At 26.9% G+C, this 13,897-nt stretch carries 10 protein-coding genes and 1 pseudogene; 10 read left to right on the top strand and 1 reads right to left on the bottom strand.

The annotated features are described in order from the left end of the window. The first annotated feature begins 153 nt into the window (after positions 1 to 153). From NGI68_RS01990 to NGI68_RS01945, 10 genes and pseudogenes are all read left to right on the top strand, one after another. Positions 154 to 957, top strand: coding sequence for a lipid II flippase Amj family protein (locus tag NGI68_RS01990; RefSeq protein ID WP_251859806.1), 804 nt, complete (start codon positions 154 to 156; stop codon positions 955 to 957). 70 nt (positions 958 to 1,027) lie between these two features. Then, positions 1,028 to 1,594 carry a DUF3267 domain-containing protein gene (locus tag NGI68_RS01985; protein ID WP_251859805.1) on the top strand — a complete coding sequence of 189 codons (567 nt, stop codon included), beginning with the start codon at positions 1,028 to 1,030 and terminating at the stop codon, positions 1,592 to 1,594. 223 nt (positions 1,595 to 1,817) lie between these two features. Further along, positions 1,818 to 2,084, top strand: coding sequence for a metal-sensing transcriptional repressor (locus tag NGI68_RS01980; protein ID WP_251859804.1), 267 nt, complete (start codon positions 1,818 to 1,820; stop codon positions 2,082 to 2,084). A 158-nt stretch (positions 2,085 to 2,242) separates the two neighbouring features. Then, complete coding sequence (locus tag NGI68_RS01975; RefSeq protein WP_251859803.1) at positions 2,243 to 4,678, top strand: heavy metal translocating P-type ATPase; 2,436 nt, start codon at positions 2,243 to 2,245, stop codon at positions 4,676 to 4,678. 119 nt (positions 4,679 to 4,797) lie between these two features. Beyond that, positions 4,798 to 5,013, top strand: coding sequence for a heavy-metal-associated domain-containing protein (locus tag NGI68_RS01970; RefSeq protein WP_251859802.1), 216 nt, complete (start codon positions 4,798 to 4,800; stop codon positions 5,011 to 5,013). 530 nt (positions 5,014 to 5,543) lie between these two features. Then, positions 5,544 to 7,925 (top strand): cation-translocating P-type ATPase, encoded by a 2,382-nt coding sequence (locus NGI68_RS01965; protein WP_251859801.1) that lies wholly within the window; start codon positions 5,544 to 5,546, stop codon positions 7,923 to 7,925. 141 nt (positions 7,926 to 8,066) lie between these two features. Continuing rightward, positions 8,067 to 9,788, top strand: a complete 1,722-nt coding sequence (locus tag NGI68_RS01960) for an ABC transporter ATP-binding protein (protein WP_251859800.1) — start codon at positions 8,067 to 8,069, stop codon at positions 9,786 to 9,788. 386 nt (positions 9,789 to 10,174) lie between these two features. Further along, complete coding sequence (locus NGI68_RS01955) at positions 10,175 to 10,981, top strand: CPBP family intramembrane glutamic endopeptidase (RefSeq protein WP_251859799.1); 807 nt, start codon at positions 10,175 to 10,177, stop codon at positions 10,979 to 10,981. 148 nt (positions 10,982 to 11,129) lie between these two features. Next, positions 11,130 to 11,486: a NifB/NifX family molybdenum-iron cluster-binding protein gene (locus NGI68_RS01950; RefSeq protein WP_251859798.1), complete on the top strand. Its 357-nt coding sequence runs from the start codon at positions 11,130 to 11,132 to the stop codon at positions 11,484 to 11,486. A gap of 437 nt (positions 11,487 to 11,923) precedes the next feature. Further along, positions 11,924 to 12,819, top strand: a pseudogene (locus NGI68_RS01945) (DegV family protein). A gap of 525 nt (positions 12,820 to 13,344) precedes the next feature. On the opposite strand, the gene NGI68_RS01940 reads toward NGI68_RS01945, so the two are convergent. After that, on the bottom strand, positions 13,345 to 13,809 hold the full coding sequence (locus tag NGI68_RS01940) for a pyridoxamine 5'-phosphate oxidase family protein (RefSeq protein ID WP_251859797.1): 465 nt from the start codon (positions 13,807 to 13,809) through the stop codon (positions 13,345 to 13,347). Between the last annotated feature and the right edge of the window lie 88 nt (positions 13,810 to 13,897).

The raw sequence follows: 13,897 nt of genomic DNA, 5'->3' as shown, positions 1-13,897 counted from the left end.
ATTTAGTTATATATGGAGAGTTAAAATTAAGATTGTATTTTATGAACACAGTATATTTAAAATAAAATTTAATTATTTAATTTGTTGGCTATCATATAAAGAATAAAGTTTACATTTAAATATAATATAATTTATATACTTTAGGAGGGAAAAATGTCTATACAAATTATAATCGTTCTTATTCTTACGTTTATTATTTATGTAATATCAACTTTAGCCTATTCAGTAAGGATTGTAGGGGTGAGAACTGGAAGAATAGCAATATCTTTTGCTGTATTTAATGTTTTTGCACTGTTATCTAGAACTGCCAACACTATACAAGCACCGTTATTAGCCAAAACCATTGAAAATAGCATAAATTTAGGTAATTCACAAGGATTACTATATATTTTCAGATGGATACTTTTATCAACAACTTTAGCAACAATAGTTGGAGCACTGCTAATGCCTACATTTATAAAAGTTTTTACTAAGGCAGTAGCCTCTTTTAGTGTCTATCGTTCTATACCTAAATTATTATTCCATGGATTTTCAAGATCAGGTATAACACAGTTTAAAAACAGTGTAACAAAACCTAAAAAAGAAAATTTTACATATATAAAGGAATATAAAAAGATACCTAAAAAGTTGGTTTTATTAAATACAATAGCATTTTCCATATCTACAGTTGGAATATTGGCATCTTTATATGCAGGGTGTTTAAATCCAGAAATAAGAACAACTTGTAGTACATTATCATCTGTTGTAAATAGTATAGCTACAATTCTTATGTTTATATTTATAGATCCGTTTATATCTATGTTAACAGATGACGTAGTTGTTGGGAAATGTAGTGAGGTTAATTTTAACAGATGTGTAGCTTTTATAGTTGGAGGATTAATAGTAGGTACACTTTTGGCGCAAATTTTACTGAAGCCTGCAGCTGAGATTATTGCCACTATTGCAAGATTAATTTAAATATTTATACTAAAGTGACCAATATGGGAAATGTTTACAATGAATCTTAAAAATTAAGGGGGGCTTCAGAATGAATGAAAAAGAATATGAGAAAGTGGATAGAACAATAAACTTATTAAAAGCTAATTTGATTAGTATTATCTTCTTTATTCTAGTTTTTAGTATAAATGGTGGGGTGTATTATAAAATATGGGGAGAAAGTGTACGTTTAATAATCAATAACAATAATAATATATATAGTCTTGCGTTAGTTATGATTTTTATAATATTACATGAATTTATTCATGGAATAGGATTCTCTATAGCAAAAGGAGTTACTTGGAAGGATATAAAACTTGGGTTTAATATTAAAACTCTTACCCCTTATGCTCATTGTAAAATTCCCATATCTTCCAATATATATAAAATGGCCATATTACTACCTACTATAATAGTTGGATTTTTACCTACAATAGTAGGTCTAGTTCTGGGAATAAAAATGCTTGTTTTTGTTGGTAGTTTTTTGATTGTCGGTGGTACAGGCGATTTTATGATCTATTGGGTAATTAGAAAATATGATGCAAAAGCTTTAATTTATGATCATCCAGTAAAGGCGGGGTGTGAAGTTTATTTACCCAAAAAACAATATAATAATTAAAATTAATTGAAGATGATGTATCAAAATGAATTTAGATTTATTTTGATACATATTTTTTATTTATTTTCTAAAAAGTATTGAAAAATGATATCAATTGTGTTTTAATGTAAGTATACCCCCCTAGGTAGGGGTGGTATTAAAATTTTAAGTTATTTAAATAAAAAATTATATATTATAAATACTTACATTTAACAATGAAAAACTTATATAAGGAGGTAATATAATGAATAATGAAAAGAAAGCAGCCATACAAGCTTTAAAAACTTCTAAAGGACAAATAGAAGGGATAATAAAGATGATAGAAGATGGCCGATATTGCATAGATATATCAAATCAAATGACTGCTGCTCAATCTTTATTAAAAAAAGCTAATATGCTTATTTTGAAGCAACATCTTAATCATTGTGTAAAACAGGCTTTCCTTCATGATAATGGAGAGGAAAAGGTAGAAGAGATTATAGACACATTAACTAAATTACTGGGTAAATAACAAATTTATATAATTAATGATTAAATGAATTATTAATTACCATTGGTATAGTATGTTTGATTTAATAGATCATAATATAAAATGTTAATTTATATATAACAACAATAAATTATATGAAAACATAGTACTTTAAATATAAATTTGAAGGTGGTATAGAAATGAAAAAATTATTTTTTAATATACAGGGAATGACCTGTGCGGCTTGTGCAAAAGCTGTAGAGCGAGTTTCAAAAAAAATAGAAGGAGTAACTGAGGCAAATGTTAACATAGCCACAGAAAAGTTAAGTATAACTTTTGATGAAAAACAAACAAGTATCTCAGATATAGAAAGAGCTGTAGAAAAAGCAGGATACGAGGCATTTTTAGATGGAGAACACAGGAATTTGAGAATAGAGGGAATGACTTGCGCATCTTGCGCCAAAGCTGTAGAGAGAGCTACAAAAAAATTGGAAGGTGTTATAGAGGCAAATGTTAATATAGCTACAGAAAAATTAGATATAACCTTTGATAAATCAATGACAAGTGTTAGTAATATAAAGATAGCTATAGAAAAGGCTGGATACAAGGCTATAGAAGAAAAGAATATAGAAGAAGAGAAGAAAGGAAAAGAGGATGCAATTAAATCTTTATGGAGAAGATTCATAGTTTCTTTAGTGTTTTCAGTACCATTACTTACAATATCTATGGGAAGTATGATGGGCCTTCAGTTACCTAAAGTTATTAATCCTATGGATAATGCGTTGAATTTTGGGGTAATACAGCTTATTTTAGTAATACCAATTGTATTAGTAGGAAATAAGTTTTTTAGAGTAGGATTTAAATCTTTGATAAAAGGAAGCCCTAACATGGATTCATTAATTTCTATAGGTACATCAGCTGCTGTATTGTATGGTATTTTTGCTATATTCCAAATCTCTAAAGGTAATATGCATTATGCCCATGATTTGTATTTTGAATCTGGAGCTACTATATTAACTTTAATAACTTTAGGAAAATATTTAGAAGCTGTATCTAAAGGAAAAACATCTGAAGCTATAAAAAAATTGATGGCTTTGTCCCCTAAGAATGCAACTATAATAAGGGATAATAAGGAAGTAACAATTCCTATAGAAGAAGTCAAAATAAATGATATAGTTTTGGTTAAACCAGGAGAAAAGCTTCCAGTAGATGGAGAAGTCGTTGAAGGTTCTACAACTGTAGATGAGTCTATGCTTACAGGAGAAAGTTTACCAGTGGAAAAACATGTAGGAGATTTAGCGGTAGCAGGAAGTATAAATAAACATGGAGTAATAAAATACAAGGCTACTAAGGTTGGAGCTGATACTACTTTAGCACAAATTATAAAACTAGTAGAAGAGGCTCAGAGTAGTAAAGCACCAATTGCAAGACTAGCTGATAAAATTTCTGCTTATTTTGTGCCAATAGTAATAACTTTGGCTATAATTTCTTCCATAGCTTGGTATATTAGTGGAGAATCTTCAATATTTGCATTAACTATATTTATATCTGTATTAGTAATAGCTTGCCCATGTGCTTTAGGCTTAGCTACACCAACAGCTATTATGGTAGGTACAGGAAAAGGTGCAGAAAATGGAGTTCTAATAAAAAGTGGAGGAGCATTAGAAACAGCTCATAAGGTTCAGAGCATCATATTTGATAAAACAGGAACTATTACAGAGGGAAACCCAAAAGTGACAGATATTTTAGTTTCAGATGATATGGATAAAAAATATTTACTTCAAGTGGCAGCAACTGCAGAAAAGGGATCAGAGCATCCTTTAGGAGAAGCTATAGTTAAAAAGTCAGAAGAAGAAGAATTGGATTTATTTATAGGTAAAGACTTTAGAGCTATACCTGGTAAAGGTATAGAAGTTATTATAGAAGATAAAAAAGTACTTCTTGGAAATGTAAGACTCATGGAAGAATATAAAGTAGAAATAAAAGATTTTATAGATAAATCCCATGAGCTTTCAAAGGAAGGAAAGACTCCAATGTTTATAGCTATGGATAATAAAATAAAAGGTATAATAGCTGTAGCAGATACTCTTAAAGACAATAGTAAAAAAGCTATAGATAAGCTTCATAATATGGGTATAGAAGTAGTTATGATAACTGGAGATAATAAAAATACTGCACATGCTATAGCAAAACAGGTAGGGATAGATAAAGTATTTGCAGAAGTTCTACCTAGTGATAAGGCTAATTGGGTTAAAAAACTTCAATCAGAAGGAAAAATTGTAGCTATGGTAGGAGATGGAATTAATGATGCTCCAGCATTAGCTCAGGCAGATATAGGTATAGCTATAGGTTCTGGAACAGATGTAGCAATAGAATCAGCTGATATTGTTCTTATAAAAAGTGATTTAATGGATGTACCAACTGCTATTAAATTAAGCAGAGCTACTATAAAGAATATAAAAGAAAATTTATTCTGGGCCTTTGGATATAACACTTTAGGGATTCCAGTAGCTATGGGTATTTTACACATTTTTGGAGGACCACTATTAAATCCAATGATAGCAGCAGCGGCTATGAGTTTTAGTTCAGTATCAGTACTTTTAAATGCGTTGAGATTAAGAGGATTTAAAGCTTAAATTAGAAAATATAATTTTGATTACTTTTAATATATTTGATAATACTTAAAATTTTAATATGTTTAAGTAAACAAAATCATATAAAATAAATTGTAATATAAGAATGGAGGAATATTATTATGAAAATGAAGGCCATAATAGAGGGAATGAGTTGCATGCATTGTGTTGGTCATGTTAAGGAGGCTCTTTCAGAATTAAAAGGTATATCAAACATAAAGGTTTCTTTAGAAGAAAAATTTGCAGAGTTTGATAGTGACGGTGAAGTAAGTGAGAATGATATAAAATCTGCTATAGAAGATTTGGGATATGAGATTAAAAAAATAACAACAATTTAATAAAATTATTAAGTTAAAGGGCTGTGGTACTAAGAATAAATCCTACAATATATTGTGTTAATTTTAAATTTGTAAAACAATATATTGTGCTTAAATTCTTTAATGCCACAATCCCTTTTGCTTTTATATAATCTTTGTGATGATGAAGATATTATAGGAGAAACACTTAGAATATTAAAAGAAATGGGATATTAAATTAAAGTATTTATAGAAAGCTAGCAAAATACGCTAGCTTTCTATTTTTTTAAAAAATTTATCATGTATTTTTTAAAAAAAGTAATATTAATAATGTCAATATAAATTTTAATAGTTAAGTTAAATAAAAATATCTTATTAAGATTTATTAGAGCAAATATGTCATTTAAATTAGATATATAACATTGTTGTTAAAATCATAATATATTTAATTATATTTGAAATAATAAACTATATAATGATTATTTTATAGAAAAATTATTGTTAAGTATTTTTATTGACATTAATTTGTAATAAATAAGTTTACACTATATTTATTATTAGGTGGTGAGAGTATGATGAAAAAAGATGATATAAATGAAAGCATAATAAAAGGTCTTAGCAAAGATGATGTATTGCATAGAGTAAAAGAGGGAAAGGTCAATATATTGCCTAAAGCTCCATCACGAACACTAGGTCAAATAGTTAGAGCAAATTTATTTACTAGCTATAACGCTTTAAATGCTATTTTAGCTATAATTGTATTTATAGCAGGATCACCTAAAAATGCTGTTTTTGCAGGAGTTATAATTACCAATACTATAATAGGAATGTTTCAAGAAGTTCGTGCTAAAGGTGTATTAGAAAGATTATCTGTGTTAAATGAGAAAAGTGTAAATGTCATAAGAGAAGGAGAGCCTATTAATATAAATGTAGAAGAAATTGTATTAGATGACATAATAGTTTTAAAAGTAGGAGAACAAATATTAGTAGACTGTGAGATGCTTTTCAATAATGAAATAGAAGTGGATGAATCCCTAATTACAGGAGAGTCTGATTCTATATTAAAAAAAGAAAAGGATAAGCTTTTATCTGGAAGTTTTGTATCTTCAGGTAGTGCTTACGCAAAAGTAATCAATGTAGGAAAGGATACTTATGCAGCAAAATTAGCAGAGGAAGCTAAAAAATTTAAGGTTATAAATTCAGAATTTCAAATTTCTATAAATAATATATTTAAAATTATAATGTGGCTTGCTATTCCTATAGGATTAATACTTATTTTTACACAATTATTTTATGTTAAAAAAAGCTGGCAAGATGCGCTTTTAGGTTCTGTTTCTGGTATAGTTGGTATGGTACCAGAAGGTTTGGTACTTTTGACTAGCGCTACCTTTGTGGTGGCAGTTATAAGACTTTCAAAATGGAATACTCTTATTCAAGAATTACCTGCTACAGAAGTTTTGGCAAGGGTTGATGTTTTATGCTTAGATAAAACAGGAACTATAACTAAAGGTGATTTAAAAGTAACTGATGTAAAATATTTTTATAAGGAGAATAGAGAAGATATAGATAAAATAATTTCAGCTATGGTTCATAGTTTTAAAAATGGAAATTCTACAGAAAAAGCTCTTCTTAAAAAATATAAAAATGATCCAAATTTGAAAATTAAAAATAAAATAGTATTTTCATCAAAACGAAAGTGGTCAGCAGTAGAATTTCAAGAGAAAGGAGCATTTATATTAGGGGCTCCAGAAATGATATTAAAAGATAAGTATAAAAATATAAAGAAGGAAATAGAAAAGTCAGCTAAAGAAGGAAAACGGGTACTGCTTTTAGCTAAATATGAGGGAGAAAATCTTAATGAAGAACTTAAAGGAAATGTTAAAGAAATAGCTTTAATATTTATTGAAGATATTATAAGAGAAAATGCTAAAGAAATTATTGATTATTTTAATAAGGAAAGAGTTAGTCTGAAAATAATATCTGGAGATAATCCCATTACGGTATCTTCTATAGCTAAAAAAGTAGGAATAACAAATGCAGAAAACTATATAGATGCTAGAGAACTACCAGAACAGCAAGATGAGTTAAAAAAGGTTGTGGAAAATACTTGTGTATTTGGTAGAGTTTCTCCACATCAAAAGAAGAATATAATAAAAGCTCTTAAAGAATATGGTCATACAGTAGCTATGACTGGTGATGGTGTAAATGATGTCTTAGCATTAAAAGAATCAGATTGTGGTATTGCTATGGCAAGTGGATCTGATGCAACAAAGGCTGTAGCCCAATTAGTTCTTTTAAATTCAGATTTTGCAGCTATACCAGAAGTGGTTATGGAAGGAAGGCGACTTATAAATAATTTAGAAAAGGTATCAGAACTATTTTTGTCAAAAACATCTTATTTTATAGTGTTATCTATAATTTTTGTATTATTGGAAAAGCCATTTCCTATGCTACCAATACAGCTTACATTAGTAGGATCATTGGGAATAGGAATACCATCTTTTTTCTTAGCAATATCACCTAATGAAGATATTATAAAAAAAGATTTTTTAAGAAGAGTTCTTCAAGCGTCTATACCTAATGGTATTTTAATCGCAATAAGTACAACTATAATGTTTTCATTAGGATATAATACAGGATTATCATTAGAGCAATGTAGAACATTAGCTTTGTTAACTTTTGGAAGTTTAAGTTTATTTATTTTACTTAAAGTATCTACACCATTAAATGGTTATAGAATTTTTATAGTTTTTTCTATGACAATATCATTTGTATTAGCTTTTATAATACCATTTACGAGAAGAATTTTTGTTATGGAATATTTTGGAGCAAATTATATGGTACCTATAATACTTATATATTCTATATCCATGATTCTAATATTAATTATGCCGAGGATAAATAAAGTCATATTTCAGAAAGTTAGTTTAAAAATGAACATGAATAGATTGTAATATGTTAAATATTTGAAAATTTTCTTTTCTTTAAAACATAACATTATTATTTAATAATAAAAATAGAATAATATATTTATTTTTGTATTTAATATGATAGAATATATAATATGTTTAGTTAAAGAAAGAGAGGAAATGTTTATGGTTAAAGAGTTTATATCTTATTATAAGCCTCATAAAAAGTTGTTTATCTTAGATATGATAGCAGCTTTTATTGTGGCTTTGTGTGATTTGTTTTATCCTATGATAACAAGACAAATTATAAATGATATTATTCCAAATGGAAAGATCAGATTACTTTTCTTTTGGGCAATAGCTTTATTAGTTATATATATAATAAAATATTTTTTAAATCATTTTATTCAGTATTGGGGACATATGGTTGGTGTTAGAATGCAAGCAGCTATGAGAAAAAAAGTATTTAATCATCTTCAAACGTTACCCTTTTCATACTTTGATGAAAATAAAACCGGTGTAATAATGTCTAGAATAATAAATGATCTTATGGAAATATCAGAGCTTGCACATCATGGGCCAGAAGATCTTTTTATTTCCATTATTATGTTAATAGGATCCTTTATCATACTGTGTACTATAAATGTACCATTAACAATAATAAGTTTTATATTCATACCAATCTTAGTGTGGTTTTCTATGAAAAGTAGGTTAAGAATGGAAAAGGCATTTATGGATAGCAGAGTTAAAATTGGAGATCTTAATGCAGAATTAGAAAATAGCGTTGCAGGTATAAGGGTGTCTAAAGCCTTTACCAATAGATATCATGAAAACAAGAAATTTGAAAAGGGAAATAAAAAATTTGTTGATGCTAGACAAATGGCTTATAAATCTATGGCAGACTATTTTTCAGGAATGTACTTTTTTATAGATATATTAAGCTTAATAGTACTTATTGCTGGTGGATATTTTGTATATAAAAAATTAATTAATTTTGGTGATTTGGTTGCATATCTTTTATTTATAAATATGTTTATGACTCCTATTAGAAAGCTTATCTCATTTGTAGAGCAGTATCAATCAGGAGTAACAGGATTTGAAAGATATAGTGAACTTTTAAGGATTAAACCGGAAAAGGATAAGAAAGAAGCAAAAGATATAGAAAGCATTAAAGGTGCTATAGAATTTAAAAATGTGGGTTTTAACTATGATGAAAATACTCATATATTAAATGATTTAAGTTTTAAAGTTGAAGCAGGAAAAACATTAGCCTTAGTTGGTCCTTCTGGTGGAGGTAAGACAACCCTTTGCAATTTGATACCTAGATTTTACAATATAGATGAAGGGGATATATTAATAGATAATAAAAGTATATATGATATAACTATAAGTTCATTAAGAAAAAATATAGGTATTGTCCAACAAGAGGTATTCTTATTCACAGGAACTATAAAAGATAATATATTGTATGGTAATCCAGAGGCTAATGATGAAAAGGTAATAAAAGCGGCTAAGCTTGCTAATATACATGAGTTTATAGAAAGTTTACCAGAGGGATATGATACATATATAGGAGAAAGAGGAATAAAATTATCTGGAGGACAAAAACAAAGATTGTCTATTGCAAGGGTATTTTTAAAGAATCCCCCTATACTTATATTAGATGAGGCTACTTCAGCATTAGATAATGCTACAGAATATTTAATACAAAGATCTTTGGAAAAATTATCCCATGGAAGAACAACTATAGTAGTAGCTCATAGATTATCCACTATAAAAAATGCAGATGAAATAATGGTTTTAACGGATAAAGGAATTGAAGAGAAAGGAACTCATGAAGAATTATTGACATTAGGTGGAATCTACAGCGAACTTAATAAAAACATTGAAAATACCACATATAACTAAATATATATTATGACTTAATAAAATTATATATCTTCAGTATATTTTAAGATAAAAACAGATAAAAGCTATGAAATTAATATATTTCATAGCTTTTATTTTTGAAATCAATTTAATAAATAGTAAACATATTAAAAGAAATTTCTAAATAGGAAGAAAAGGTAGTAAATCATATAACTGTATAAATTAAAAATCCTAGTATTATCATTTATAAAATTAAATAGTAAAACTAGGATTTTTTATTTAATATAAAATTACTGGTATTATGTACAAATTCTTATGCGTGAATAACAATAAATATATACAATTAACTACTTAAATGGTAAAATATATAATGTATATAATATTGATATAGTTATTTAACCTAGTTAGCAACAAAGGAGGACAAAATGGAACATAATACAATTATAGAATATAAAAATAAATCAGAATCATGTGAAATTATGAATGTTATTATGGATTTGTTTTTTTACCAGATAGCATTTTGTATAGTATTTAGTAATTTAGCAAATTTTTTAGGGTATATTGGATTAAATAAGCATGCTATAGAACCATGGATTCAACTGACGGGAGAAACATTATCATATATTGTTTTTATTAAAAATTACCTAAACTATAATAAGCGCAAATTAAAGACTGATAATACATTAAATTTAAAAGGTTATATTCTCATAATTATTTTACTTATAGGATATACTCTGGTTTATGATAATACAATTGAAATTTTTTTATTAAAACTTATAAAGAATGGTTGGATTTGTAATGGTATTAATAAGCAAGTTAAGAATCCAATATTATGTTTTATAAGTACAGTGATTATGGCACCTATTTTTGAAGAAATAGTATATAGACAAGTAATATTGGATGAATTGTTAGTTAAATATAATTATAAAAAAGCTATAATTATTTCTTCATTAATATTTTCAATATATCATTTAAATTTAGTACAATTAGTAGATGCTTTTTTAGTAGGTATTATTCTTGCCATGGTATATTATAAGAGTAAATCATTAATACCATGTATTGCACTCCATGGGATAAATAATTTGTATTGTAATATAGCACAATTTTATCCTAATATATATAAGGGAACATTTAATATTATAAAATTAAGTATTGGTATAGTTATATTAGTAACATTAGCATTTTTTTTGTGGAAGAGAAGTAAAAAAATGTTTATGGCAAATGACAGTTAGAATTTTAAAGAAAAAGGTTACATATGTATAGATAATTACTTTGCTTAACTAAAATTAACACATAAAGATATGATTGTAAATTAGAAGTATAAGGATATATGTGTTAATATACCAGTATACAAGAAAATATAAGTGGAGTGTGATATAAATGAAAATAGCAATGCCTAAGAATGAGGAAATAATTAATCAACATTTTGGGAAAAGCAAAATGTTTGCTATAGCTACAGTAGAGGACAATAAAGTTGTAAATATTAAAGAAATATCAACAGAAAGTTTACAACATAATCATGGTGGTCTATCCAGTTTGTTAGTGAATGAAAAAGTTGAATTAGTTATAACAGGAGGTATTGGTCAAGGAGCCTATGATGCTTTGCTTAAAGGAGGATTGAAAGTTATAAGAGGAGCAAAAGGTACAATTGAAGAAGTATTGGATCAATACTTAAAAGGGCAACTTGAAGATAAAAAAGTAATGTGTAATCATCACGGTGAACATAATCATAATTAATAGTAAAAGGAAAGTACTGAGTGCTTTCCTTTTTTAGAGGTTTATAATTTAAATATTCTAAGTTAGTATCTAAACATTTAATTATGATTCATTAATGAAACATACATTTATACAAGGGAAAAAGTTTTTATTTAATATATTATGACTAATAAAAGGGAGTTTAACTTATAAAATGAATAATAAGATTTTGTAACACAATATCAATAATCAACTATTTTTATAAAAATGAAATAAATATTATTAAAATATATTATAATTTTTAATAATATCTGATATATTAGTTATAATAGAAAGGTTTTATGATTTTATTAAATATAGTTAAATATTAATATATAAATATACTTTTATGCAATTTGTTTGAATTAAATATAAGTTTATTATCATAGTATGTATTTTATCTTAAATTATAAAAATTTATCTTAAAGAGGAGATTATTGATGAAAGATTATATTATAATGACAGATTCTTGTTGTGATCTACCTAGTGAATATATAATAGAAAATGATATTCCTTATGTTTCATTAATTTGTAATGTTGAAGGGAAAGAATATATGGATGATTTTGGACAAAGTCTTTCCTATAAGGATTTTTATTTAATTATAAGAAAAGCAGAAATGCCAAAAACATCACAACCAAGCCCGGATGTGTATTACAAGGCTTTTAAAGAATACATAGAGAAAGATAAAGATATATTATATGTATGTGTTTCTTCAGGATTAAGTGGAACATATAATAGTGCTAATATAGCGAAAAATATGATAATAGATGAATTTGAAAATGTAAAAATAGAAATAATAGATGTATTAACTGCATCCTTAGGACAAGGGATTATGGTAATGAAAGCCATGGATATGAAAAAAAAGGGCATACTATTGGTGAAGTTACTAAAAATTTGGAAGAAAGCAGGTTCAAATTAAATAGCTATATGCTTGTAAACCATCTTATTCATCTCAAAAAAGGAGGAAGAATTTCAACAGCAGCAGCTTTTATAGGAACAGTTCTTAATATTAAGCCTATACTAACTATAAATGATGAGGGAAGAGTTATAACAGTACGTAAAGCTAAAGGAAGAAAGATGGCCATAAGTAAATTAGCAACAACTCTTATAGAGAGAACAAAGAATCCAGAAGAAGAGATAATAGCTATTTCTCATGGAGATTCAAATATAGATGCAGAGAATTTGAAAGAACGTATATTGAAAGAAATAAAAGTGAAAGATGTAATAATAAATTATGTAGGACCAGTAGTAGGAACTTATGGTGGACCAGGCTCCCTTAATGTGTTCTTTATGAGTGATCATAGGCAAAATCATATAATAGATATAAATTCATAATATAAGAAAATTACGACGTAAAAGGGTTACTACCTTAGATTAAAAAGGGATATGTGGATTTAAAGGCAATTCACTTCCATAAGAGATTCTAATTTGTTTCTCCTTAAAATATATGATTTATAAAATTTATATAGGCATTATTAATACTAAATATTTATGCGTTAGCAATAAAAATTCGTATGATCAATTTCCTGGCTACGCCAATCATTTTATATTTAAATTTAAAATATTTATATGAAACTGAAAATTTATATAACAGTCTTTAAATGGATTAAAACAAAGAATACTTTTAAGGAAAATAGATATCTAGAAAAATAAATAGAATACTTTATTTGTGTCCTAATATTTAAACGTGAAGTAATCAGGACGTTTACTTAGCCCTGCAGCCACAGGACATGGCGTTAGGGTGTTAGTTTAAATATTAGAGCACAAATATAGTATTTTCTATTTTTATAGCCATCTATTGACTAAAAGTATTCCTTGTTTTAATTTTAATCCTTTAAAGTCTGTTATGTCGTAATTTCCTTATATTTTACCTTTGCCTGTAATGTGGTCTATTTCAATTTTTATAACAGTTGTTGTATCTTGAGCCCTTTCTATATAGTTAGTACCTTCTTTTATATAATCTTTTGAATATTTATTTATAAGAGATAGTAGTACTTGTTTCTTCTCATCTTCAAATACTTCATAAGCTTTACCAAATACTATTACACTTGTATATTTTGTACTAAATTTTGAAGGAAGTAATTCTATATTATCTACAATAGAAAATGAGACTTTATTATTTTCATTTATTGCTTCAAGTTTTTGTCCTTCTTTTGCGCAATGAAAATAAATAGCACCGTTATTATAAGTGAAATTTAATGGAATACCGTAACCGTATCCATTATTAAGACATATTGAAAGAATTCCGTAATTAGCTGTTTCTAATAACGATATACTTTCCTTTTCAGTTAATTTTTTATCTTTTCTTCTCATTTCTTTAAACATATCAAATCCTCCTTACGGTAATATATGAAGATAGTATAACATTTTATATTTATAGGGTCAAAACAATATAAATAGAATCACATTTGTG

The sequence above is a fragment of the Clostridium sp. Marseille-Q2269 genome (assembly GCF_943736985.1).
In the GTDB taxonomy this organism is placed as follows: Bacteria; Bacillota; Clostridia; order Clostridiales; family Clostridiaceae; genus Clostridium_F.
The sequence above is the reverse complement of the archived record's forward strand: the minus strand, read 5'-3'. Positions and strand labels throughout refer to the sequence as shown.